This window comes from Janthinobacterium sp. HH102 (assembly GCF_001758625.2).
Lineage (GTDB): Bacteria > Pseudomonadota > Gammaproteobacteria > Burkholderiales > Burkholderiaceae_D > Janthinobacterium.
The window spans coordinates 4,081,471-4,105,773 of sequence record NZ_CP062062.1 but is presented as its reverse complement, the minus strand read 5'-3'; the positions used below and the strand labels follow the sequence as shown (position 1 = coordinate 4,105,773).

The window sequence follows — 24,303 nt, the reverse complement described above, 5'->3', positions numbered from 1 at the left end:
TTCGATGCTGACGGTAGCGCCGTCATCAACGGATGCTTCCCAATGACCTCGATCAGGATGACATACGCATGAAATTACCCCTTTCATATCTTCTTTCCACCTGCCTGCTGGGCGCCTTGGGCGCGATGGGTGGTGCGCAGGCGGCTCCCGCCGACGCCGAACTGCTGGCCCTGGTGCAGCGCCATGCGCAGGCCCAGAGCAGCTTCGATCAAGCCGCGTTGAAAGCCGTCACGGCCGAGAATTACGTGGAAATATCGCCGGTCGGCGAGGTGGACGGGCGTGAAAAAATGCTGTCCTTCTATGCGCCCGAGCAGAAGCGGCCGAGTCCGGAAGTCCAGGTCGATGAACCGGCGGTGCGCCTCTTTGGCGATACGGCGCTCATCTCGGCCCGGTTGTCCTACCGGCTCAATCAGGAAGGGGGTGCCCGCAACTTCGCCATGCGCGCAGGGTACGTCGCCCGGCTAGTCGACAAGCAATGGCTGCTCGTCAGCGCACAGTACACGGGCATCCGTCCGCCGAAAACCGCGAAATAACATTTGGTGGCGCTGTCCGCCGGCGTTGCCCGGCCAGACTACAGCCGCGCTTCATCGCCCCACACATGGCGCATGCTGAAGTGCACGCCCGCATCGTCTTCATGCAGCGACGAGACGATGGCGAACTGGCTGTCGCCCGTGTCGCGCGGCGTCATCTGCGCCAGCTGGGCGGCGGCCAGCGGCGCGCCCAGCGGGTCGCTGAGCGGATGCACGAGGGCGGCGCCCCGCTGCGTGACGACGCCCAGTTCGCCGCTGCGCAGGCGCACCAGGGTACCGGGCGGATACTTGCCCAGCAGATTGACGAACCGTTCCCCCAGCAGCGGATCGATGGGCACGCCCTGGTCGAGGAAGATGTGCTGCAGCGCCTGGTCGGGCACGATGGAGCGGCGGTAGTTGCGCGCCGAGACGCGCGCGCAATAGCGGTCGGCCAGGCCGATCAGCTTGGCGTTTTGCAGGATTTCGTCGGCCGTGCGCCCCTGCGGGTAACCGCTGCCGTCGTCGTTTTCATGGTGCAGCAGCACGCAACTGAGCCATTCCTCGTCGTCGACGCCGGCGCAGCGCAACAGTTCCGTGCTTTCCTGTGGATGCTGGCGCACGATACGCATTTCTTCGTCGTTCAGGGGGCCGCGCCGGTCCTGGAAACTGTCGTGGTGGCGCAGCATGCCCACGTTCATCGTCAGCGCGGCCGCGCCGATCAATAAGAGTTCATCGTGGGACTTGTGCATGCTGCGGCCCACCAGCATGGCCAGCAAGGCCGTTTCGATGCAGTGGCGCACGGCGTAGCTGCCGGCGATCTGGTTGAGCAGGATGCTGGCCAGGGCGATGTCGGCATCGTGTTCGAGTGCGCGCAGTAGTTCGCGGGCGATGTCGCGCACGTCGCGCTCGGCATTGCTTTCGCTGCGCAAGGCCAGCAGCAGGCGCTCCAGGCGCTGCGCCGCTTCATTGAGCAAGCGCAACACGGACGGCTGCTCCGGCGTGCCCACGTACAGGCCCAATTGCATGAGCCGTCCCAGCTGCGCACCGTCCGTGATGATCTGCCCCTTGCGCAGTTGCGGGCCGGCGCTGTGGTCAGCCAGAAACAGATCCCAGGGCAGGGGTTCGCCGGGAACCAGGTCGGCCGGGCCGATGCGACGCTGTACCATGCTGTCATCCTTTACTCCGCCGTGGCGGAGAAATACTGTCGTTAAATGCTGCGCAGGCGCTCCAGCGCCAGGCGCAAGGTCTCGTCCTGCTTGGCAAAGCAGAAGCGCACGATGCCCGACTCCTTGCCCTGCGCGTAAAACGCGGAGACGGGAATGGCGGCCACCTTGATTTCCGCCGTCAGCCATTCGGCGAACTGCGCTTCAGTCTCTTGCGAAATGGCATCGTAGCGCACGCACTGGAAATACGTGCCGTCGGCCGGCAGCAGGGTAAAGCGGCTGCCCGCCAGGCCGTCGCGGAACAAATCGCGCTTGCGCTGGTAAAACGCGGGCAAGTCCAGGTAGGGCTGCGGGTCGGCCATGTAGCCGGCAATGCCGTGCTGCATGGGCGTGTTGACGGTAAACACGTTGTACTGGTGCACCTTGCGAAATTCCGCCGTCAGGGCCGCGGGCGCCGCCACGTAGCCGACTTTCCAGCCCGTCACGTGATACGTCTTGCCGAAGCTGGACACGATGAAGCTGCGCGCCGCCAGTTCAGGGTGGCGCGAGAGCGAGGCGTGCGGCACGCCGTCGTACACCATGTGCTCGTAGACTTCGTCCGATAAAATCAGGATTTGCGTGCCGCGCACGATGTCGGCCAGCGCGGCCACGTCGGCCGGGCGCAAAATCGTGCCCGTCGGGTTATGCGGCGTATTGATGATGATCAAGCGCGTCTTGGGGCTGACGGCGGCAGCGAGCTTGTCCCACGGCACGCTGTAACCTTGTTCACCCACTTGCATGGCCACCAGCACGGGCACGCCGCCGGCCAGCGCGATGGCGGGCAGGTAGCTGTCGTAGGCCGGTTCGATGACGATGACTTCGTCGCCCGGATGCACGCAGCATAAAATCGCCGTGGTCAGTGCCTGTGTGGCGCCGGCCGTGACGGTGATTTCCGTGCCCGCATCGTAGGCGTGGCCGTACAGGCTGGCGATCTTCGCGGCAATCGCCTCGCGCAGGGGCGCAGCGCCCGTCATCATCGGGTACTGATTGTGGCCGGCGCGCATGGCGTCGCTGACCCGTTCGACCAGTGCCGGGTCGCAATCGAAGTCCGGAAAGCCCTGGCCCAGGTTGACGGCGCCATGCTGTGCCGCCAGGCTGGACATGCGGGTAAACACGGTGGTGCCCACCAGAGGCAAGCGGGTGGTCAGGGTGGGAGTCAGGTGGGGCAGGGACGGGCTGTTCATGAACGGTAGGGTCGCGGTGCGGAAAGTGGAATCGTTTCCCATTCTAGCGCAGCGCGCCCCGTCGCGTGCGGGGCTTTGGCGGCTCAGCCGGGCAATGCCCAGCCTTCCGGCACCATGATCTTGAACATGCCGGCCTTGGCCGTCTTGCGGGCCAGTTTCAGCAGCGCCTTGTCCTTGGTGATGAGGATGTCGGCGTTGGCGTCGCGCGCCAGTTCGAGGAATTTCTGGTCATCCTTGTCCGTGCAGACGGGCAGGCGCACGCCGGAGACGGGCGGCGCCACCACCGTGATGTGGGCGTCGAAGCGGGCGGCGGCGACGGCGCGGCTGGCTTCATCGAGCGGCAAATGCTTGTAATGCAGCACGACCAGATATTCCGCGCGGCAATCTTCGCGCGTGATGGCGTGCACGGCGCCGCTTTCCATGGCCGCCAGCAGGCCCGCCCAGCGCGGGTCGTTGAAGACGAACAGGTCGAGGCAAACGTTGGTGTCGAGGACGAGTTTTTGTGGAGCAGGTATCATGTCGGCAATTCTATTCTGTAGTGATAATTTATGTTGATCGTGCTTTCGCCCGCCAAGAGTCTCGACCTGGAGACGCCGCCAACAACCTCGTTGCACAGCACCCCCGATTTTCTCGACCATTCTGCCCAGCTCATAGCCCGCATGCGCCAGTTCTCGCCCGCCGAAGTGGGCAGCCTGATGGGCATTTCCGACGCCTTGTCGGCCCTCAACGTGGCCCGCTACGCGTCCTGGACGCCGCAACTGGAGGACGCGCGCCAGGCCATCATGGCTTTCAATGGCGACGTGTATGCCGGTTTCGAGGCGCGCAGCCTGCAGCCGGCCCAGCTCGACTATGCCCAGTCGCGCGTGCGCATTTTATCTGGCCTGTACGGCTTGCTGCGCCCGCTGGACCTGATCCACCCGCACCGCCTGGAAATGGGCACGCGCCTGTCCACCACGCGCGGCAAGGATTTGTATGCGTTCTGGGGCGATACCATCACCAACGGCCTGAACCGCACAGCGAAGGAGCAGGGCGCGCAAGTGCTGGTCAATCTTGCTTCCGAAGAATATTTCAAATCCGTCAAGCCGCGCCAGCTGGACGTGCCCGTCATCGCGCCCGTGTTCGAGGACTGGAAGAACGGCAAATATAAAATCATCTCGTTCTACGCCAAGCGCGCGCGCGGCATGCTGGCCCGCTATGCGGCCGTCCACAATATCCGCGATCCGCAGCAGCTCAAGCAGTTCGACGTGGACGGCTACGGTTTCGTGCCGGAAGCGTCGAACGACACCAGCTGGGTGTTCCGGCGCAAGGTCGGCGAATAAGTAAAAAAACCGGGCTAGCCCGGTTTTTTCTTATTTTACTGCCAGAATTTCCACCACTTGCGTTCCTTGTTCACCCCTTCCGGGCTGAGGAATGCCGTGTTCGGGTAGTTCTTGGTCAGCACGCGCAAGGTGTCGTCGCGCAGGTCGGTCAAGCCCAGCTTGTCATACGAGCGGTACATGATGAACAGCGCTTCTTCGATGGCGGGCGAGGCGGCAAAGTCCTTGACCGTCGTTTGCGCGCGGTTGGCGGCGGCCAGGTAGGCGCCGCGGCGGTAGTAATAGCGCGCCACGTGCACTTCGTATTTCGCCATGGCATCGATCAAATAGTTCATGCGGGCCAGCGAATCGGGCGCGTATTTGCTATTTGGGAACTTGTCGACCAGTTGCTTGAAGGCCGCAAACGCTTCGCGCGTCGCTTTCGGATCGCGCTCGGTCGGATCTTGCTCGTACAGGAAGTTCAGGAAGCTGATCTGATCGTTAAAGCTGATCAGGCCCCGCAAGTAGTACATATAGTCTACATTGGCGTGGTTCGGATGCAACTTGATGAAGCGTTCGACGGCAGCCAATGCCTGCGCCTGGTCTCCCGACTTATAATACGCGTAAGCGATCTCCATCTGCGCTTGCAGAGCATAGTTGCCGAAAGGATAGTTAGCCTCCAGCTTCTGGAACAGGCCGATTGCAGCTTCATAGTGCTGCCCGGCCATTTCTTCACGCGCCTCCGAGTATAATTTCGTAACGGACCAGTTTTTGGTCTCATCCACTTTTTCAGGCAACAAGCTGCAAGCGGACATGCCGAGCAGAACGACTGAAGCGACTACCAACGATAATTTTTTTTGCATGACGTTTTGCAAGAAGGTTTTAACCAAGATTTTACAATAGGCTGATTATAGCCGATGGGAATGCTGTGATATTAACTCCGAAGCCTAATTTGGCTGACCCCGCGTTTGACTCCCTTTCTGACCATGCCGCCGAAGAGGCGTTTGACGGCGATTTTGCCGCCGACGACGTCTTCGAGGAAATGGCCCCGATTACATTGGAACTGACGCCGGACGCCTGCGGCCACCGCCTCGATAAAGTCATCGCCCAGCTGGTGCCGCAATACTCGCGCAGCCGCTTGCAATTGTGGCTGGAAGCCGGTTTCGTGACCGTCGATGGAAAAGTTGCCAAACGCAACATGACCGCCTATGGCGACGAGAAGATCGTCATTCTGCCGCAAAGCGCGCCGGAAGACGAGGCTTTTAAGCCGGAAGCGATGGAATTGAACATCGTGCACGAAGATGAGCATATCATCGTCATCAACAAACCGGCCGGACTGGTCGTGCATCCGGGCCCCGGCAACTGGTCGGGCACCCTGCTCAACGGCTTGCTGCACCACTGCCCGCAACTGGCTGGCGTGCCGCGCGCCGGCATCGTGCACCGCCTGGACAAGGATACGAGCGGCCTGATGGTGGTCGGCAAGACCCTGGCTTCGCAAACGGACCTGGTGCGCCAGCTGCAGGCACGCACCGTCAAGCGCGAATATTTCGCGCTCGTGTGGGGCACGCCGAAAATGGCGGGCACCATCGATGCGTCCATCGCGCGCCACCCGCGCGACCGGGTCAAGATGGCCGTGTCGGAGAACTTCACCGCCAAGCCCGCCATCACGCACTATGAATTGATCGGCAGCGGCGAACTCGACCGCCGTCCCGTGAGTCTGATGCAATGTCGCCTGGAAACAGGACGCACCCACCAGATCCGCGTGCACATGCAGCATCTGGGCTTTGCGCTGGTCGGCGATTCCGTGTACGGCAAGCAGCACCTGGTATCTGTCTTCTCGCGCCAGGCCTTGCAGGCGCGCCGCCTGGGCCTCGTGCATCCGGGTACCCTGGAAGCGTGCGAATGGATCGTGCCGCTGGCCGATGATTTCGCGCAATTGATCGCCACGGCCGGCATTCCCGAGCCGGAACAGGTCTGATGACGTCGCCGTTGCCTTGCATTGTTCCCCATTGGCCCGGTTTGCCCGCCAACGTGGGCGCGCTGGCGACCGTGCGCGCGGGCGGCGTCAGCCAGGGGCCATATGCTGACGGGCAGGGCGGCGGCGGCTTGAACCTGGGCACGCACGTGGGCGACGATCCTGATCATGTGGCCGCCAACCGCGCGCGTCTTGCCGCTATCCTGCCTGGCGAGCCGGCCTGGCTGTCGCAGGTGCATGGCGTGGCCGTCGCCGATGCCGCTACGCTGGGCGCTTGCGTGCCCGATGCCGACGCCAGCATCGCAACGCAGGCGGGCGCCGTGTGCGTGGTAATGACGGCCGATTGCCTGCCTGTGCTGTTCTGTTCGACCGATGGCCTGGTCGTCGGGGCTGCCCACGCGGGCTGGCGCGGCCTGGCCAACGGCGTCTTGCAGCGCACGGTGGACAGCATGCGCGCGCAGGGCGCGACGGAGATCCTCGCCTGGCTGGGGCCAGCCATTGGTCCGCAGCAATTCGAAGTGGGGCAGGAAGTGCTGCAGGCGTTCCGCGACGGCGCGCGCGATGACGTCGAGCGGCAAGTGTTGTCGGATGCGTTCGCCGCCATCGATGGCAAGCCGGGCAAGTATCTGGCGAATATTTATGCGCTGGCGCGTACCATGCTGCTGCGCGATGGCGTGGCGCAAGTGGCGGGCGGGGAATATTGCACCGTCAGCGATGCGGCGCAGTTTTACTCGTACCGGCGCGACGGCGTCACGGGAAGACAGGCCAGTTTGATCTGGCGCAAATAATCTGCACGGCAGACACTTATGTGTCTGCCGTTTTTGTTTTATCGTCTGCTGAGGCGAGCGCGCGGGCGTTCAGTTCAGCGATACGCGCCGCCTTGCGTTTGCGTCGCCGCGAGCCCGTCAGATAGAATAGGATGGACAGCGGGATGACGCAGTACAGCACGAAGGTCATCACCCCGGCGACGATGGACGGTTCCGTCAGCGCCATGAGGCCGACGACATAGATCCAGGCAACAGCGGTCATGAGCATCATTGGTATTGGCAATTAGTAAGAGTTTGCATGCAGTTGATATTAAAGTTTTCTATTTTTCGACTACGTTTCGACGCCGCGCAAAACCGTAGCGAGCGGAAGGGAGAGGTGGCTAAGAAGCGCAACCGTACGAAGGTACGGTGAGCATCGCAGGCCGCCTATACCGACGCGCAGTAGGTTTTGTTCGGCGTCCCCAATTCTTGAATGGACTTATATAGCTATGAACATGCCCGATCCTCAAATGATGACCAAGGAATGGATGGCGCAGATCAGCAATCCTGAGCAGTGGAAGACGTGGTTCAACATGGTACCGCAGCCCCAGGGCAATCCGATTGCCGGCATTTTGCAGGATGCGGGCGCCAGCATCAAGCCGGAAGCGATCGAGCAACTGAAAAATGCCTACGTGGCCAAGCTGACGGGCTTGTGGGCTGACTTTATGGCTGGCAAGGCGCCGGAGCTGAAAGACCGCCGCTTTGCCGCGCCCGCCTGGCACGCCAGCCCCCTGTCGGCCTTCAATGCGGCCGCCTACCTGCTCAATGCGGAATTTCTCAGCGCCATGGCCGATGCCGTGGAAGCGACGCCGCACCAGAAGCAAAAGATTGCCTTTGCGGTACAGCAAATCGTCGACGCCATGTCGCCCGCCAACTTTCTGGCCACCAATCCCGACGCCCAGCAAACCCTGATCGAGACCAAGGGCGAGAGCCTGGCCAAGGGCTTGAGCAATATGCTGGCCGACATGCAGAAGGGCCGCATCTCGCAATCGGACGAATCGGCCTTTGAAGTGGGCCGCAACGTGGCCACCACGCCGGGCACGGTGGTGTTTGAAAACGCCTTGTTCCAGCTGATCCAGTACACGCCAAGTACGCCCACGGTACACCAGCGGCCCCTGCTGATGGTGCCGCCGTGCATCAATAAATTCTATATCCTTGACTTGCAGCCGGAAAACTCGCTCGTGCGCTATGCGGTGGAGCAGGGCAATACCGTGTTCCTGATGTCCTGGCGCAATCCGGACATGAGCATGCAGCACCTGACGTGGGACGATTACGTGGAGCAGGGCGTGATCGAAGCCATCCGGGTGACGCAGGACATTTCCGGCCAGGACAAGCTCAATATGTTCGGCTTTTGCGTGGGCGGCACCATCGTTTCGACGGCGCTGGCCGTGCTCAAGGCGCGCGGCGAGAATCCGGCCGCCAGCCTGACCCTGCTGACCACCTTCCTCGACTTTTGCGACGCGGGCGCGCTCGACGTCTTCATCGACGAGCCGCAAGTGGCGCTGCGCGAGCAAACCCTGGCCAAGGGCGGCCTGATGTCGGGCCGCGACCTGGGCAGCACTTTCTCGAGCCTGCGTCCGAACGACCTCGTGTGGAACTACGTGCAGTCGAATTACCTGAAGGGCAAGGAGCCGCCCGCGTTCGACTTGCTGTACTGGAATGGCGACGGCACGGGCTTGCCGGGCCCCATGTTCTGCTGGTATCTGCGCAACACCTACCTGGAAAACAGCCTGAAAGTCCCGGGCAAGCTGACGGTGGCCGGCGAAAAGGTTGACCTGAGCAGCATCGATGCGCCCGCTTTCATCTACGGTTCGCGCGAAGACCATATCGTGCCCTGGGGCGCGGCCTACGCCAGCACGGCCTTGCTGAACCCGAAAAAGCCGAAAGCCAACCGTTTCATCCTCGGTGCTTCGGGCCACATCGCCGGCGTGATCAACCCGGCCTCGAAGAAAAAGCGCAGCTACTGGAGCAACGACGCAGGCAAAGGCGCCCGCACGGCGAAAACCAGGCCCTTGAGCGCCGAGCAATGGATGGAAGGCGCGACCGAACACGTGGGCAGCTGGTGGCCCGAATGGGCGGCCTTCCTGGCCGAACACGGCGGCGCCCAGGTGAAGGCGCCAGCCAAGCCGGGCAACAAGCGCCACGCGGCAATCGAGCCGGCGCCGGGGCGGTATGTTAAAGTCAGGGCGGATTAATTCACAAAGCGATTTGCCAGGCAAGGCCGGCGTAATCTCCGGTCTTGTCAATAATCTACTTTTAGTTGCGTTGCAATAAATGCGGGAATCTACTACCCTGATGTGCAATGGAGCCGTTTTCCACTCTATAATGGAAAACGTAGGCAGGTGCGAAAGCGGACCCACGTTCGCTTTTTTTTCGGATTAACTCAGTATGCGCTGCGGCGCAATAAGTGGAACTTGTGATGAGTAGTGCAAAAAAAAGTATAGACCGCCTGATTAAAAAATATCCCAACCGCCGTCTGTACGACACGCAAACCAGTTCCTACATCACCTTGACGGACGTCAAGCAGCTGGTGTTGGACAATGAAGTGTTTACCGTCGTCGATGCCAAATCCAATGAAGATCTGACGCGCAGCATCTTGCTGCAAATCATTTTGGAAGAGGAAGCGAACGGCGCGCCCATGTTCTCGAGCAGCGTGTTGTCGCAGATCATCCGCTACTATGGCCACGCCATGCAGGGCATGATGGGATCCTACCTGGAAAAGAACGTGCAAGCGTTCACCGATATCCAGCACAAATTCACGGGCACGTCGGCCGGCAGTTTCGAAGGCAAGCCTTTCAGCCCGGAAATGTGGACGCAGTTCATGAATGTCCAGGGTCCGATGATGCAAGGCATGATGAACAACTACATTGACCAGAGCAAGAGCCTGTTCGTGCAGATGCAGGAACAGATGCAGAGCCAGAGCAAGAATCTGTTCGGCACGTTCCCGTTTGTTCCGCCGGTGCCTCCAACGGACAAAAAGTAGGCCGCAACCGATGCGGATCACGCAACGGCACAGGAATTCCTGTGCCGTTGTGCTTTGCGGGTGTCTTGCCGCCGGCTGCCGATGCTGAATGCTATTGCTTCAGTTGTTGCAAGGTGGAAAGTAGATCCTGGTTTGAATGCTCGAGTTTCCATGTCCTGGCATTGTCCATGGAGCTGTAAATGCTGACGTTACCCTTGAAATCTTCCTGGATGCTGAGAGCGAGGCCGGAGGGGAAAATCAATGGTGTGTGGCGCAGTGTGTATGGCGCATACGGCCCCCAGGTTTTGCCTTCGTCGCTGCTGACCAGCAGTGCGCCCTCGTTATACATGCCGGCCTCCATCAGCAATCTGCCGTCATTGAGGGGTGCCACGGGCGACATCAGGACTTTGAATGGCGACACGATAGTCGTCCAGTTCTGGCCCCGATCCCGTGAAACATAGGCGTCGGGAAATCTTCCTGCCAGGCCGGCCGCTACCAGGACGCTTTCTGTGCCATTGGCTTGATGGGTAAATTCCGTCAGGTTTTTCTTGTGCGGACTAAAGCGTTCGGTCAACTTGCCCGTGCGGTAATCGAACTCGCCGATCAAGCCGCTTTCCAGCGCATAGCCGATCCGACCCGCGTCTTGCCATGTCCAGAACAAGCCTGGGCCATGCAGCCACGATCCGGGCACGGTGGTATGGTACACAGATCGCCAGTCGCCAGCGTCCAGTTGATTCGCATGAAAAATGTTTAACTCATCTCCCTTGCGATGCATCACGTACCAGCCATCGTTGGAGTTGCCACCGATGCGCAGCAGATTGCCGGGCGGCAGGTTGCCTGCATCGATAGGAAGCAGCTTGTCACTGTCACGCGCCTTGCGTAGCAGGGAGCCGGATTCGCCTACCGCGATCAATTCGGCATTGGGCAGGTCCACGGGAAATACGCAAGACAGCGACTCCACCGTCTGCGCATTGATGACCTTCCATAGCCCTTGCGTCGAGCGTATCAGCACGGCGCCCATGCGGCTGGTGGCGGCCACCCGGCCATCGGGCATTTCGGTGACGCACTCGGCCCCGGCCGGGTGGGCGCGAGCAAATTGCTCGACATCGTCCCGCGCGTGGCGTGGGGTGCTCCAGCCAAGGCTGGCAGCGGCGCCAAACATGGCGCTGTAGTCGGGGGCAAAGCGCCGGATCAATTCCGCATTGGATGCTACCTGTGCACTGCGGCCGTACTGCACGCCGAAATTGCCGCGTGTCACAATCAGTCGGCCCAGATCCGCCGATTTGCCCGCTTCGATCTGGAAGCTTCCCACGATGGTCGAATACACACGCAAGAGCTTGTTGGCCCGGGTGTCGATCAACTCGATGAATTCATACTCGCCAGGCGGTAGTGCGCCAATGAACAGGGAAGTATCGCCTGCCATCGCGCTCTCGACTTTTTTCATCACCAGGTTTTCGGACACCAGCTTGAAATCACTGCGCTGCTCACCCGCCACCACGCGGCGCAGCTTGATCGTGTTGAAACCGTAAATGTCCTTGGTGTTCGACGTGATGCTGAGCACCACCGGGCTATCTCCCGATTGCGCGCTCATTTTCAGTGGATCGACCACCGAGGTGTTGACGGCGCAGCCGCTCAGCAGCAATACGCTCAGACCGCAAGCCGCGACAGCCGAGCGTCGCGCTTTCAGATTGGAAAAGGAAAAAGACATGGGATTGATTTAGTTTTTTAAAAAACAATTATATGTCAGTCATTAGTTTCTTTGTGGCATTATTTTTTAATTTCTTGATACCGGTGATGCGGGGCGGGATCTGATTCGCGCACTGCCATGACGGCAGTGGCCGGAACAAAGTTGCGGTTGTAGCGTTGCAGATGCGCCAGCAAAAGGAACCCGCGCTGACAGCAAGGGGCGGCTCGGGGTACAATAGCCGATTCGCCTCACCATTTTCCAGCTGCCAACTATGTCTGAAATTCACCGTATTCCCGTTCCTTCCGCCCAGTCCGAGGCCATGCTGGCCATGCCAGGTGCGGCGCCGAAAGTGGGCTTTGTCTCGCTCGGCTGCCCGAAAGCGCTGGTCGACTCCGAACAAATCCTGACCCAACTGCGCGCCGAAGGCTACGAAACGGCGAAATCCTATGCTGGCGCCGATCTGGTGATCGTCAATACCTGCGGTTTTATCGATGCTGCCGTGCAAGAGTCGCTCGACGCCATCGGCGAAGCGCTGGCTGAAAACGGCAAGGTCATCGTCACCGGCTGCCTGGGCGCCAAGAAAGACGCTGCCGGCGACGACATCATCATGAAGGTGCATCCGAAAGTGCTGTCCGTCACGGGCCCGCACGCGCTGGCCGAAGTGATGGATTCCGTCCATTTCCACTTGCCGAAACCGCATGCGCCGTTCCTCGACCTGGTGCCGCCGCAAGGCGTCAAGCTGACGCCGAAGCACTATGCGTATCTGAAAATTTCCGAAGGCTGCAACCACCGCTGCAGCTTCTGCATCATCCCGTCCATGCGCGGCGACCTCGTCTCGCGCCCGATCGGCGAACTGATGATCGAAGCGGAAAACCTGTTCAAGGCCGGCGTCAAGGAATTGCTGGTCATTTCGCAAGACACCTCGGCGTATGGCGTGGACGTGAAATTCCGCTCCGGCTTCTGGAATGGCCGTCCCGTCAAGACGCACATGACGCAGCTGACGGAAGCGCTGGGCGAGCTGGCCAAGACCTACGGCGCCTGGGTGCGCCTGCACTATGTGTATCCGTACCCGCACGTGGACCAGATCATCCCGATGATGAGTGGCGGCCACATCCTGCCTTACCTCGATATTCCGATGCAGCATGCGCATCCTGACGTGTTGAAACGCATGAAGCGCCCGGCCAGCGGCGAGAAAAACCTGGACCGCATCCAGGCCTGGCGCGCCATCAACCCGGACCTGACCATCCGCTCGACCTTCATCGCCGGTTTCCCTGGCGAAACGGAAGCGGAATTCGAGTATCTGCTCGACTTTCTCAAGGAAGCGCAGATCGACCGCCTCGGCTGCTTCGCCTATTCGCCCGTCGAAGGCGCGACGGCCAATGCCATCGCCAACCCCGTGCCGGAAGAGCTGCGCGAAGAGCGCCGCGGCCGCGTGATGCTGCTGCAGGAAGAAATTTCCAAGAAACGCCTGCAAGCCAAGGTCGGCAAGACCGTGCGCGTGCTCATCGATGAAGTCACCCGCTCCGGCGGCGTGGGCCGCTCGTCCGCCGACGCGCCGGAAATCGACGGCGTCGTGTATGTGAAGCCGCCGTTCGAGCCGCACCGCAAGCTGGCCGTGGGCCAGTTCGTTGACGTGACCATCACGTCGGCCGACGCGCACGACCTGTGGGGCGCCGCCGAGTAAAAAACGTCCATGCCGGCGTTGCGCTGCCTTGCCGTACAGTAAAGTACTGTCTGCGGCAGCGCGCCTTGGTCTGAAGGTTTTTTATGCAGGTGTAACACTCTGTCATACGTACGGCAGGCAAGGGCATAAGCCCTTACAATCAAGGCGGATCAGCACAGGCTGATCCGCCTTTTTTTATTCCTGACGCCATGACCACACCCAAATCTCCGCAAACCGCGCTGATCCACAGCGATTACCAGGCGCCGCAAGGCTTTGCCGCGTTTCCCAACGCCATCCATCACGCCTCGACCGTGCTGTTCAAGGACGTGGCGGCCATGCGCTCGGGCGACTGGAAAGAGAAGAACGCCTATACCTACGGCTTGCACGGCACGCCCACCACGTTCACCCTCGAAGCGCGGCTGGCCGAGATCGAAGGGGGCACGCACTGCCTGCTGGCGCCGTCGGGACTGGCGGCCATCGCCATGGCGGACTTTGCCTTGCTGAAGACGGGCGACGACGTGCTATTGCCGGAAAATATCTACAACCCGAACCGCGAACTGGGACGCTGGCTGGCGCAGGATTTCGGCATCACGGCCCGTTATTACGATCCGCTCATCGGCGCCGGCATCGCGGCCTTGATCCAGGAAAATACCAAGCTCATCTGGACGGAAGCACCGGGCTCCGTGACGATGGAAGTGCCGGACTTGCCCGCCATCTGCGCGGCCGCCCACGCGCGCGGCGTGCTCGTCGCTTTGGACAATACCTGGTCGGCGGGCCTGGCCCTGCGCGGCTTCGACCTGGGCGTGGACATCATCATGCAGGCGCTGACGAAATACCAGTCGGGCGGTTCCGACGTGCTGATGGGCGCCCTGATCACGCGCGAGCGGGCGCTGCACGACCGCCTGGCGCAGGCGCACATGCGTCTGGGCATGGGCGTGGGGGCGGACGACGCCTACCTGGTGCTGCGCGGCTTGCCGACGATGAAGCTGCGCTTCGACGCCCACGATGCGGGCGCGCGCACGGTGGCCGCCTGGCTCAAGAGCCGGCCGGAGATCGCCACGGTGCTGCATCCGGCTTTCGCCGATTGCCCGGGCCACGCCATCTGGCAGCGCGATTTCACGGGCGCGGGCGGCCTGTTTTCCGTGCTGTTCGATGCCCGCTACACGGAGGCGCAGGCGGACCGTTTCGTCGATGCCTTGCAGTTGTTCAAGATTGGCTACAGCTGGGGCGGTGCGAACAGCCTGGTGATGCCGTACCGCATCGCCGCCATGCGCAAGGGCTGGCAGTTGCCGGGCCAGTTGGTGCGCCTGAATGTGGGGCTGGAAGATCCGCAGGATCTGATCGCCGATATCGAACGGGCGTTCGCGGCGATGTAGCGGTATGGGGCAAGCATGTGGGCTTGCCCGCAAGCGCCTACATGGGCACGGGTTTGTTGTTGTTCAGGTCGAGGAAGCCGCGCAGCAGGCGGTAGGCTTTCCACAGCCAGGCCACGCCCCACACGATGATGGCCAGCGGAATGCCGATCAGCGTGATCCACAGGATGGCGCCGACGACGATCCAGGCCGCATACCACCAGAAGGAACGGATCATCCAGCTGTGATGGCTGTACACGAAGGTCCCGGCCGCCTCGTCCCGCTTCACATAATTGATGATGAGCGGAATGAAGGAAAACGCGCCCAGCGAAAACACGAAGCTGGCGCCATGTATCAGGTACAACCACCAGGCCAGGTTTTTGGTCTGCTGGAGTTGGGTATCCAAAATAATATCTTGTGACATGAAAGCTCCCGTCGTTGCGCAATTTTTAATTGTAACAAGCAAAGCGGCGAGGCAGCGCAGTCCATGGAAAAAGGCAGAGTACATTGTTGAAGCGAAATCAATATTCCACCCTGGCCGCGCGCGCCGGGTCCTGGCTGCGGCGCGCCGTGCCGGCCTTGCTGCTGTGGGCCACTGTCGCCCATGCCGCCGCTCCTGCCCTCGAGGCGGAATTTGCCGCCGGCTTGAAGGAAGAGGGACTGGCGGGCGCCGTCTGGAGCGAAGTTTTGCCCGACGGCACAGTCAAAGTCGGCGCGTCCGGCCTGCGCGACGCCGCCAGGCAAGTACCGATGCAGGCCGATACGCGCATGCAGGTGGGCTCAGTGGGCAAGGTGGCGCTGGCGCTGGGCGTCTTGCGCCTGATCAGCGAAGACAAGCTCACGCTCGACACGCCCCTGCAGCAAGTGCTGCCCGAACTGGCGCTGAGAAATCCGTGGCTGGCCAGCGATCCTGTGCGCATCCGCCACCTGCTGGCGCATACGTCCGGTCTCGATAATGTGCGCTTCTGGCAGGCCTTCAGCCTGCAACCGGCGCCGGACACGCCGTTGGCCGCCGCTTTTGACTGCGGCGGCAATCTGCTGCGCGTGCGCACGCGGCCCGGCAGCCGCTACGCCTACTCGAATATGGGCTATGGCTTGCTGGGCATGGTGATCGAGCGAGTCACGGGCCAGCCGTATGAACGCTACCTCGATGCGCAGCTGCTGCAGCCGCTGGGCATGGGGGACAGCACGTTTGGCTTTGTCAGCCAGGCAGGCGCGCAGGCTGATCCGCGCCTGGCCATGGGTTATTTCGAGCATGGCGTGGCGCAGCCGGCCGTGCCCCAGTACCTGCGTCCTGCCGCGCAATTTACCACCACGGCGGCCGACATGGGCAAGCTGGCGCAGTTCCTGATGGGCGACGGCAAGCTGCAGGGTACGCAGTTCATCGACCTGGCCCTGATGGGCGCCTTGTCCGAACCGGCCGGCACGGATGCGGCGCAGGCGGGCCTGGCGACGGGCCACGGTCTGGCGCTGGCCGTGCGCGACCGCCACAATGTCGTGGGCGCCTGCCACCCTGGCACGGCCGTGGGTTTCCGCGCCATGCTGTGCATCTATCCGGAGCAGGACAGCGCCTTCTTCGTGGCCTTCAACACGGATGCGGAGCGGGCCGACTATGAACGCTTCAACCGCCTGCTGCTGCGCGACCTGGAACTGCCCCTGCGTGCGCCGGCCCCGCAGGGCACGCCCGCACCCACGGTGGAAAACTGGCAGGGCGTCTACGTGCCGTCGCCCAGCGCCATGGCCAGCATGGCCTGGGTCGATGCCGTCTTCGGCTTTACGCGCCTCAAATGGGATGGCGAATCGCTGTTCCTGATCCCGTTCCAGGGCGAGCCGAAGGAGCTGGAACCGGTGGGCGGCTTGCTGTTCCGCGCCAGCGACCGCAGCACGCCATCGCATGTGCTGATGCAGGAAGATGGCAAGCATGTGCTCAGCGACGGTTTGCGCAGCTATGAGCGCGCGTCGATGCTGCGCATGCTGGTGCTGTGGGGCAGCCTGGCCCTGGGGGCTGCCGGCTTGCTGTACGTGCTGGTGGTGGGCGTCTGGCGCGCCGCGCTGCGCAGCCTGGGACGGGGCGACCATCTGTTCGCGCCCCTGTTGTCGCTGCTGGCGCTGCTCTTGCCGCTGCCGTTTTTCTATTTCCAGTCCTATCTGCGCCTGGGCGACGTCACCGTGGCCAGCGTGCTGCTGACATTGGCGACGGGCGCGCTGCCGCTGGCCACGGCATTCGGCCTGGCCCGCTGCTGGCGCAGCCGCGGTACGGCGGCCGAGGCGGGCTCATGGGCGAAATGGGATTGGGTGGCCTTGCTGGCGGCCTTGCAACTGCTGCTGGTGCTGGCCTGGTGGGGCTTGCTGCCGCTGCGGCTGTGGCAGATGTAGGCGGTCAGGTCCAGGCGGCCAGCAGCCGGCGCCACCAGGGTTGCGCTGGCGTGGACCTGCTGCCGTGCGCGGCCCGCTTGGCGCGATAGCTGGCCGCCGCCATCTGCAGGCCGACGCGGTCCATCGCCGCCATCGCGTCCGCTTCCTGCGGCGACAAACCGTGCAGCAAGGCTTGCGCTCGCGGCGCGAGCAGGAAGGCGGCACGTACGGCGTCGTCCGTGTACAGCCTGGCCAGATAGGTTTCCAGTGCGGGAGAGCTCATGCGCCGCGCCCCGCGCGCAAGGCCGCGCGCGCCAGCTCCAGCTGGCCCAGCACATGCCCGAACGACGGGTAATTGCCGTCGCGTTCGACGATCACCGTCAACGGTTGCGGTGCATGGCGCGCCAGCAGGGTCAATAAAGCGAAGACTTCAGGCGGCACGTCGTGCAGGTGGTCGTCCAGCAGACGCTGGCCGCCGCCCGGCGCAGCTATCCAGTGGCCGCCACTCAGGTGCACGGCGCCGACCCTGTCCAGCGGCAGGCGCAGCAGCAGTTGTTCCGGCTGCTCGCCAATATTGACGGCGTTCGCAAACAGGTTGTGCAGGTCGAGCAGCAGCGGCACTTGCGCGCCGTGGATAATCTGCGCCACCCACTCGGCTTCGTCCATGGTGCTGGCCGGCGGGGCGACGAGGGTGGCGATGTTTTCCATCAGCGGCGTGCTGCCGACGATGCGCGTGGCCAGCGCGATATTGGCGACGGCACCGGCGGCGCTGTGCGGCGTGCGCGGCGGCGCCGCCAGGTGGCCGATTTCCACGCCGCCGGCGCGCACAAAGCTCAGGTGTTCGGACCACGATTCCGCCTGCACCTCCTTCATCAGGCGCGCCATCGCCTGCAGCCGGCGCGGGTCGGCGGGTATCGTCGAGGCCAGCCCCATGCCCACGCCGTGCAGGCTGACGGGCACCTGGCGCGCCAGGCGGCGCAGGGCGGCGATGCCGGCGCGCGGGGCATGGTAATAATCGTCGGCGATCACTTCCAGCACGTCGATCCGCGCCAGGTGGGACAGGATGCCGGCGGCCAGTTCGCCGCGCCAGCCCAGGCCGACGCGGTCGCGCGCGCTTGCCTGGCTAACTGCCACAGCCGCCGCCACCGCCGCACCCGCCGCAGCCGCTGCCGCCGCCATCACCGCCGCCGTCACCGCCCGATGAAGAGCCGCCCGAGTCGCCCGTGCCGCCGGACGACGAGTCGCCGCCCGAACTGTGCCGGGGCGCCGGGTACAGCTCGGCGACATATGCGTACACGTACAAGGGCAGGGCGCCGATGCCGAAGATGGCGGCCAGCAGTGCCATGTCCGCGCTGCTGCTGCCTGCCTGCAGGCGCGCCGAGCGCATGTTCAGGCGGCCAAACAGCATGCGCAAGTCGGTCAGCAGCCGCTGCGCGCTCCAGCTGGTCGCCTGGGTACGCAGGCCGCGCAGCATGAGGAGAAAAATCGCCAGCAGGACTGCCAGGAACAGCAGGTTGTAGTGCTGGCGGCTGATGGCGATGACGGCCTTGACGCCGGCCACCGTCACCAGCAGCCAGTGCGCGGCCCAGGTGATGCGTTCGCGCCGGCGCAGCAGCGGCGGGCCGACCAGCAATTCCTGCTGCGTCAAGGTCTCCTGGTAGGCGCGGCACGATGGCAGCATCCCGGCCTGCACGGCGAGTTCCTTGCTATGGCCCTGGCGGCCCAGGTACAGCCGCAGCACGTCGCGTTCGATGTCGTGGCTGGCGAAGCGCAGGCTGTCGGCGCTGGCCGTTTCCAGCAGCGGGCCATCGGCGCGCAGCAAGCCGCGGTCGACCAGCACGATGGCGGCGATCTTCACGGCTTCGAGGGCGCCGCCGCGCAAGAAGGCGATGCGGTAGGGATCGTCGGCGAGTGTCAGCTGGGCGTGCGGATTGCGCAATTCCTGGCGGATCAGCAGCTCGCGCACGCCGTAGTACACGAGCAGGCCGAAGATCAGATAGGCCAGCAGGAACCACGGTCCGCTCCAGTCAAAGGGATTGAGACCGTTCACCGCATCTGCTCCGCGTGCTCGCGCAGGCGTTCGGTCATCGTCATCAGGCTGGTGAAGGCGGGCAGGGCTTGCCCCGGCGCCAGGCGCGCCGTTTCGCGCGCCGCCGACATCGCTTGCAAGGCTGCGTGCAGCGACGGTTCGCCCAGCTGGTCGACAAACGCTTCGAGCGCCTGCTTGCCGGACAGCGCAGACTTGCCCTCCAGCTGCGCCAGCGAGGCGGCGGCCGAGCGCAAGGGACCGGCGGCGTCGGCGATGGCGCCGGCCAGCTGTTCTTCATTCAGGCTCAATAGCATATAGCGTTCGCGCATGCGCACCTGCTGGTTCAGCAGCACTTGCCGCAGCCGGCGCAGCACGGCATCGCGGCTCGTGTGCAGGCTGGCGAAAGGATCATTGCCCAGCAGGACGCGGTGGCGCGCGATGATGTCGGCGAACTTGACGGCGAAGGCGTCGGCAGCCTGCGTCAATTCGCTTTCGAGCAGGAACATCACCTGCAAGTCGATGGCGGCGTGCGCCAGGCGCAAGGGAGCGCGCAGCGCATCGGCCGCCTGCGGCGTAAAGCGCTTGAGCAGCAACAGCAGGTTGACGTCGGACGTGGCGCGCAACTGGCCGTCGGCGGCCGAGCCAAACAGCACGGCGGCGGCCAGGTCGGCGCCGAAGGCCGTTTGCGCGGCGGCGACGAACACATCCAGGTGGCGTTGTATTTCTTCTGGCAGCGGTGGCGGCATGCGGTGTTCTTTCACGGTGGGCGGGCGGGGTGAATATAAGTTTGCAATATAGCAAACTTATGCAACCGTGCGCGCACCGTCCGGCGCCGCGAACTTGGCCCCGGCTCAGCTCAAGACGTTGAGCAAGCCATCGAGTCCCACAAAGTTCAGCGCCACATCGGCTTGCGAGCGCACCACGGGCTTGGCGCGGAAGGCCACGGACAGGCCGGCGATGCCCATCATTTTCAAGTCGTTGGCGCCGTCGCCCATGACGATGGCCTGCGATGGGGAAATGCCCATCTCCGCGCACACGCGTTCCACCGTACGCTGCTTTTCCTCCGCGTCGACGATGCCCCCTAAGACTTTGCCCGTCAGCTTGCCGTCGACGATTTCCAGTTCGTTCGCGTGCGTGTAGTCGAGGCCGAGGCGCTCTTTCAGGCGCTCGGTGAAGAAGGTAAAACCGCCCGAGACCAGCAGGGTTTTCAGACCAGCCGCCTGCACGGCCGCCAGCATCTTCTCGGCGCCGAGCGACAGTTTCAGGCGCTCGTCGTAGACGCGCTGCAGGGCCGATGCATCGAGGCCTTCGAGCAGGGCCACGCGCTGTTTCAGGCTGGCCGCGAAATCGAGTTCGCCGCGCATGGCCGCTTCCGTGATGGCCGCCACTTGCGGTTTGAGGCCCTGCATGTCGGCGATTTCATCGATGCACTCGATGGTGATCAGGGTCGAATCCATGTCCATCGCCACCAGCTTGAACTCACTGAGTTCGCGCTGGCCCATCATGTAGGTCGCGTCCAGCTGCGCCGCCTGGGCCGCCACTTCGATGGTGGGGCGCAGGGCTGGCGAATAGGCGATCTGCTCGCAGCGCACGGCATTCGGACCGAGGCGCGTGACGGACGTGGGTGCGGCCAGCGCGGCGATGCGTTCGAGGCGCGCGCTATCGCCGTCGAGGCCCTGCAGGATCAGGTTCATGGTGATGGTTGTGGTATTGGTCATGGGTCAGGCCTGCATAAATGGTCGAAATGGTCTACACCGTCAATTGCTTGATGGTGGTCTTGATCTGCGTCACACGCGCGGCCAGGTCCGGCATGGCGGCCGTGATTTTCAGCTTGTCCTGGCCATGCAGCTTGATATGGCGGTTCTTCTGGATCAGGCCGATGATGCGCATCGGGTCGATGGGCGGCTTGGCCATGAATTGCAGGGTGGCCGCCTCGCCATGCACGTCGATCTTGACGATGCCCACGGTTTTCGCCGCGATGCGCAGGCGGTGCGTCTCGACCAGGGCCTTGACGGCGTCGGGCAGCTTGCCGAAGCGGTCGATCAGCTCTTCCTGGATATCGTCGATTTTCTCTTGCGTGGCGCAGTTGGCCAGGCGCTTGTAGATCGACAGGCGCTCGTGCACGTCGCCGCAGAAGTCCGCCGGCAGCAGGGCCGGCACGTGCAGGTTGATCTCGGTGGTCGAGGCCAGCGGCGCGGCCAGGTCCGGCTCCTTGCCGGCCTTCAGCGAGCGCACGGCTTCGTTGAGCATGTCCGAATACAGCTGGAAGCCGATTTCCGTCATCTCGCCCGACTGGCTCTCGCCCAGCACCTCGCCGGCGCCGCGGATTTCCAGGTCGTGCATGGCCAGGTAAAAGCCGCTGCCCAGCTCTTCCATCTGCTGGATGGCGTCCAGGCGGCGCTGCGCCAGTTTCGTCAGGCCCTGCACGTCGTGCACCAGCAGGTAGGCGTAGGCCTGGTGATGCGAGCGGCCCACGCGGCCGCGCAACTGGTGCAGCTGCGCCAGGCCGAACTTGTCGGCGCGGTGCATGATGATGGTGTTCGCCGTCGGCACGTCGATACCCGTCTCGATGATCGTCGTGCACAGCAGAATATTGAAACGCTGGGCGACGAAGTCGCGCATGACCTTTTCCAGGTCGCGCTCGTGCATCTGGCCGTGCGCCACGGCGATGCGCGCCTCGGGCAGCAGTTCCGTCAGCATGGCCAGGCGGTTCTGGATGGTTTCCACCTCGTTGTGCAGGAAGTAGATCTGGCCACCGCGTTTGAGTTCGCGCAAGCACGCTTCGCGGATGATGGCTTCGCCCTCGCTGCGGACAAACGTCTTGATGGCAAGGCGCTTTTGCGGCGCCGTGGCGATGATGGAAAAGTCGCGCAAGCCTTCCAGCGCCATGCCCAGGGTGCGCGGGATCGGCGTGGCCGTCAGGGTCAGCACGTCCACTTCCGCGCGCAAGGCTTTCAATGCTTCCTTCTGGCGCACGCCGAACCGGTGTTCCTCATCGATGATGACGAGGCCCAGGCGCGTGAATTTCACGTCGTCCGACAGCAGTTTATGTGTGCCGATGACGATGTCGATGGTGCCGTCGGCCATGCCCTTGAACGCCTGCGTGATCTCCTTGCCGGTGCGGAAGCGCGACAATTCCGCGATGCGCACGGGCCAGTCGGCGAAGCGGTCGGCGAAGGTTTGTGCATGCTGCTCGGCCAGCAGGGTGGTGGGCGCCAGTATCGCTACCTGCTTGCCTCCCATGACGGCGATGAAGGCGGCGCGCAGCGCCACTTCCGTCTTGCCGAAGCCGACGTCGCCACAGACGAGGCGGTCCATCGGCTTACCGGACGTCATGTCCTTGATGACGTTGTGGATGGCCTCGGCCTGGTCCGGCGTCTCGTCGAAGCCGAAGCTGTCGGCGAAGCGCTGGTAGTCGTGCGACGAGAATTCGAACGAGTGGCCCTGGCGCAGCGCGCGGCGCGCGTACAGGTTGAGCAGTTCGGCGGCCGTGTCGCGCACCTGTTCGGCGGCGCGCTTCTTCGCCTTTTCCCACTGGCCCGAGCCGAGCGAATGCAGCGGCGCGTCTTCCGGCGAGGCGCCCGAATAGCGCGAGATCACATGCAGCTGCGACACGGGCACGTACAGCTTGGTGTCCTTCGCGTATTCGAGGTGCAAAAATTCCGTCTCGCCTTCGCCCAGGTCCATGCTGGTCAGGCCCATGTAGCGCCCGATGCCGTGGTTGATGTGCACGACGGGGTCGCCGATTTTCAGCTCGGACAGGTCGCGCACCATCGACTCGACCTGCGTCACGCCTTCCTGTTTCTTGGTGCCGACCCTGCGGCCGGAACCGGCATACAGCTCCGTCTCGGTGATGAAGGATAAATTTCCTTCCGGCGTAAACAGCTCGAAGCCCGCGTGCAGCGGCGCCACGCCCAGCATCAGCTTGGCGTCGGACTGCAGAAAACCGTCGCTGCCTTCCACCGGTGTCAGCTGCAGGTCGTATTCGCTGAAGTACTGCTGCAGGGTTTCGCGGCGGCCGTTCGATTCGGCGCAGATCATCACGCGGCGGCCCGCTTGCAGCAGATAGCTGCGCAGGTTGGCCAGCGGGTCGTCGGCGCGGCGGTTGACGGCGATGTTGGGAATCGGCGCCGACAGTTCGGACGCCAGCGCATCGTTCGATTTCGCAATCGCCAGGCGCGGGTAGGGCTTGGCCAGGCCAAAGAACTGCTCGTCGGACAGGAACAGCGCTTCGGGCGGCAGGATAGGCCGCTCGCGGTCGGCCTTCAAAAAGCGGTAGCGCGACTGCGTGTCGGTCCAGAAGCGGCCGATGGCGGCGTCGATCTCGCCCACCAGGGCCAGTGAGGCGTCGGGCGGCAGGTAGTCGAACAGGGTCGCCGTCTGCTCGAAGAACAGGGGCAGATAGTATTCGATACCGGCCGAGGCAATGCCGCTGCTGATGTCCTTGTAGACGACGGAGCGCGACGGGTCGCCTTCGAATTGCTCGCGCCAGCGGTTGCGGAAGGTGGTGCGCGCCGCTTCGTCCATGGGAAATTCGCGGCCCGGCAGCAGCCGCACTTCATGCACGGGGTAGAGCGAGCGCTGGGTGTCGGCGTCGAAGGTGCGGATGGTTTCGATGGTGTCGCCGAACAGGTCGAGCCGGTAGGGCAGGGCCGAACCCATGGGGAACAGGTCGAGCAGGCCGCCGCGCACCGAGTATTCGCCCGGCGACATCACTTGCGACACATGGCTGTAGCCGGCCAGGGTCAGCTGCGACTTCAGGCGTGCCTCGTCCAGGGTTTCACCCTTCTTGAAGAAGAAGGTGTAGGCGGCCAGGAAGGACGGCGGCGCCAGGCGCACCAGCGCCGTGGTGGCCGGCACGATCAGCACGTCGCACTGGCGCGTCTGGATTTCGTGCAGGGTGGCCAGGCGCTCCGAGACCAGATCCTGGTGCGGCGAAAAGGCGTCGTAGGGCAGGGTTTCCCAGTCCGGCAGCAGATGGCAGCGCAGTTCCTTGCCGCCAAACCACGGGATTTCATCGAGCAGGCGCTGGCCGTCGCTGGCCTGCGCCACCACAACGGCCAGCATCTGGCCCCGCGCTTTCAATTCCAGTGCGGCCAGCGCCAGGGCATAGGCGTCGGATGAACCATACAGGGCGGGCAGCGCGTAGCGGTTGCCGGGCTTGGGGAGGGCTTTCGTTAAGTCTAAGGACATGCAGGCGATGACACTAGTGGCAGAGGCAGTTGAGTGGAACAGCTGTGATGCGCGCCGCGCCGCCAGTGACGGCGCTGACAGGCGAGATTAT

Annotated in this window: 22 protein-coding genes; 9 read left to right on the top strand and 13 right to left on the bottom strand. The window is 63.3% G+C overall.

The window, feature by feature from the left end; all coding sequences use genetic code 11:
- Positions 1 to 68 precede the first annotated feature (68 nt).
- On the top strand, positions 69 to 533 hold the full coding sequence (locus JAB4_RS18605; protein ID WP_175444790.1) for a nuclear transport factor 2 family protein: 465 nt from the start codon (positions 69 to 71) through the stop codon (positions 531 to 533).
- A 38-nt stretch (positions 534 to 571) separates the two neighbouring features.
- Here JAB4_RS18605 and JAB4_RS18600 read toward each other — a convergent pair whose 3' ends face one another.
- The 3 genes from JAB4_RS18600 to JAB4_RS18590 form a co-directional block, all read right to left on the bottom strand.
- On the bottom strand, positions 572 to 1,675 hold the full coding sequence (locus JAB4_RS18600; protein ID WP_070220233.1) for an HD domain-containing phosphohydrolase: 1,104 nt from the start codon (positions 1,673 to 1,675) through the stop codon (positions 572 to 574).
- A gap of 41 nt (positions 1,676 to 1,716) precedes the next feature.
- Complete coding sequence (locus JAB4_RS18595; RefSeq protein WP_070220231.1) at positions 1,717 to 2,895, bottom strand: pyridoxal phosphate-dependent aminotransferase; 1,179 nt, start codon at positions 2,893 to 2,895, stop codon at positions 1,717 to 1,719.
- Between the two features lie 83 nt (positions 2,896 to 2,978).
- Positions 2,979 to 3,413 carry a putative toxin-antitoxin system toxin component, PIN family gene (locus JAB4_RS18590; RefSeq protein WP_034755336.1) on the bottom strand — a complete coding sequence of 145 codons (435 nt, stop codon included), beginning with the start codon at positions 3,411 to 3,413 and terminating at the stop codon, positions 2,979 to 2,981.
- A 30-nt stretch (positions 3,414 to 3,443) separates the two neighbouring features.
- Here JAB4_RS18590 and yaaA point away from each other — a divergent pair, with 30 nt between their 5' ends.
- Positions 3,444 to 4,214, top strand: coding sequence for a peroxide stress protein YaaA (gene yaaA / locus JAB4_RS18585; RefSeq protein ID WP_070220229.1), 771 nt, complete (start codon positions 3,444 to 3,446; stop codon positions 4,212 to 4,214).
- A gap of 35 nt (positions 4,215 to 4,249) precedes the next feature.
- Here yaaA and JAB4_RS18580 read toward each other — a convergent pair whose 3' ends face one another.
- On the bottom strand, positions 4,250 to 5,053 hold the full coding sequence (locus JAB4_RS18580) for an outer membrane protein assembly factor BamD (RefSeq protein WP_070220227.1): 804 nt from the start codon (positions 5,051 to 5,053) through the stop codon (positions 4,250 to 4,252).
- A gap of 89 nt (positions 5,054 to 5,142) precedes the next feature.
- Here JAB4_RS18580 and JAB4_RS18575 point away from each other — a divergent pair, with 89 nt between their 5' ends.
- Together JAB4_RS18575 and pgeF are read left to right on the top strand one after the other, a co-directional pair.
- Entirely contained in the window at positions 5,143 to 6,168 is a 1,026-nt protein-coding gene (locus tag JAB4_RS18575; RefSeq protein ID WP_070220225.1) for an RluA family pseudouridine synthase, read from the top strand.
- Positions 6,168 to 6,953 (top strand): peptidoglycan editing factor PgeF, encoded by a 786-nt coding sequence (gene pgeF, locus JAB4_RS18570; protein WP_070220223.1) that lies wholly within the window; start codon positions 6,168 to 6,170, stop codon positions 6,951 to 6,953. Before JAB4_RS18575 ends, pgeF begins: the two co-directional genes overlap by 1 nt.
- A 16-nt stretch (positions 6,954 to 6,969) precedes the next feature.
- On the opposite strand, the gene JAB4_RS18565 is transcribed toward pgeF, so the two are convergent.
- Complete coding sequence (locus JAB4_RS18565) at positions 6,970 to 7,203, bottom strand: hypothetical protein (RefSeq protein WP_227741988.1); 234 nt, start codon at positions 7,201 to 7,203, stop codon at positions 6,970 to 6,972.
- Positions 7,204 to 7,420: 217 nt separating this feature from the next.
- Between JAB4_RS18565 and phaC the strand changes: the two genes are divergently transcribed.
- On the top strand, positions 7,421 to 9,166 hold the full coding sequence (phaC, locus tag JAB4_RS18560; RefSeq protein WP_070220221.1) for a class I poly(R)-hydroxyalkanoic acid synthase: 1,746 nt from the start codon (positions 7,421 to 7,423) through the stop codon (positions 9,164 to 9,166).
- 224 nt (positions 9,167 to 9,390) lie between these two features.
- Entirely contained in the window at positions 9,391 to 9,954 is a 564-nt protein-coding gene (gene phaR, locus JAB4_RS18555) for a polyhydroxyalkanoate synthesis repressor PhaR (protein ID WP_010399000.1), read from the top strand.
- Positions 9,955 to 10,045: 91 nt separating this feature from the next.
- Here phaR and JAB4_RS18550 read toward each other — a convergent pair whose 3' ends face one another.
- Positions 10,046 to 11,641 carry a hypothetical protein gene (locus JAB4_RS18550; protein WP_070300329.1) on the bottom strand — a complete coding sequence of 532 codons (1,596 nt, stop codon included), beginning with the start codon at positions 11,639 to 11,641 and terminating at the stop codon, positions 10,046 to 10,048.
- A gap of 307 nt (positions 11,642 to 11,948) precedes the next feature.
- Here JAB4_RS18550 and rimO point away from each other — a divergent pair, with 307 nt between their 5' ends.
- Positions 11,949 to 13,304: a 30S ribosomal protein S12 methylthiotransferase RimO gene (gene rimO / locus JAB4_RS18545; protein ID WP_175444794.1), complete on the top strand. Its 1,356-nt coding sequence runs from the start codon at positions 11,949 to 11,951 to the stop codon at positions 13,302 to 13,304.
- Between the two features lie 188 nt (positions 13,305 to 13,492).
- Entirely contained in the window at positions 13,493 to 14,659 is a 1,167-nt protein-coding gene (locus JAB4_RS18540; RefSeq protein ID WP_070220217.1) for a cystathionine beta-lyase, read from the top strand.
- A 37-nt stretch (positions 14,660 to 14,696) separates the two neighbouring features.
- On the opposite strand, the gene JAB4_RS18535 is transcribed toward JAB4_RS18540, so the two are convergent.
- The gene (locus tag JAB4_RS18535) at positions 14,697 to 15,059 is read right to left on the bottom strand and encodes a hypothetical protein (RefSeq protein WP_070220215.1); all 363 of its coding nucleotides are present in this window, start codon (positions 15,057 to 15,059) and stop codon (positions 14,697 to 14,699) included.
- 86 nt (positions 15,060 to 15,145) lie between these two features.
- Here JAB4_RS18535 and JAB4_RS18530 point away from each other — a divergent pair, with 86 nt between their 5' ends.
- Entirely contained in the window at positions 15,146 to 17,011 is a 1,866-nt protein-coding gene (locus JAB4_RS18530) for a serine hydrolase domain-containing protein (RefSeq protein ID WP_175444791.1), read from the top strand.
- Positions 17,012 to 17,015: 4 nt separating this feature from the next.
- Here the strand turns inward: JAB4_RS18530 and JAB4_RS18525 are convergent, their stop codons facing one another.
- From JAB4_RS18525 to mfd, 6 genes are all read right to left on the bottom strand, one after another.
- Positions 17,016 to 17,273, bottom strand: a complete 258-nt coding sequence (locus JAB4_RS18525; protein WP_070220210.1) for a hypothetical protein — start codon at positions 17,271 to 17,273, stop codon at positions 17,016 to 17,018.
- Complete coding sequence (locus tag JAB4_RS18520; RefSeq protein ID WP_070300331.1) at positions 17,270 to 18,124, bottom strand: DUF692 family multinuclear iron-containing protein; 855 nt, start codon at positions 18,122 to 18,124, stop codon at positions 17,270 to 17,272. The genes JAB4_RS18525 and JAB4_RS18520 overlap by 4 nt, the downstream gene beginning before the upstream one ends.
- Positions 18,114 to 19,040: a TIGR04222 domain-containing membrane protein gene (locus tag JAB4_RS18515; protein ID WP_070308491.1), complete on the bottom strand. Its 927-nt coding sequence runs from the start codon at positions 19,038 to 19,040 to the stop codon at positions 18,114 to 18,116. Before JAB4_RS18515 ends, JAB4_RS18520 begins: the two co-directional genes overlap by 11 nt.
- Entirely contained in the window at positions 19,037 to 19,765 is a 729-nt protein-coding gene (locus tag JAB4_RS31030) for a nucleotidyltransferase domain-containing protein (protein WP_139143150.1), read from the bottom strand. The genes JAB4_RS18515 and JAB4_RS31030 overlap by 4 nt, the downstream gene beginning before the upstream one ends.
- Positions 19,766 to 19,870: 105 nt before the next feature.
- A complete protein-coding gene (gene serB, locus JAB4_RS18505) occupies positions 19,871 to 20,713 on the bottom strand; it encodes a phosphoserine phosphatase SerB (protein ID WP_070218909.1) in 843 nt (280 codons plus the stop codon).
- Between the two features lie 55 nt (positions 20,714 to 20,768).
- Positions 20,769 to 24,212, bottom strand: coding sequence for a transcription-repair coupling factor (mfd, locus tag JAB4_RS18500; RefSeq protein ID WP_070218906.1), 3,444 nt, complete (start codon positions 24,210 to 24,212; stop codon positions 20,769 to 20,771).
- Positions 24,213 to 24,303 lie beyond the last annotated feature (91 nt).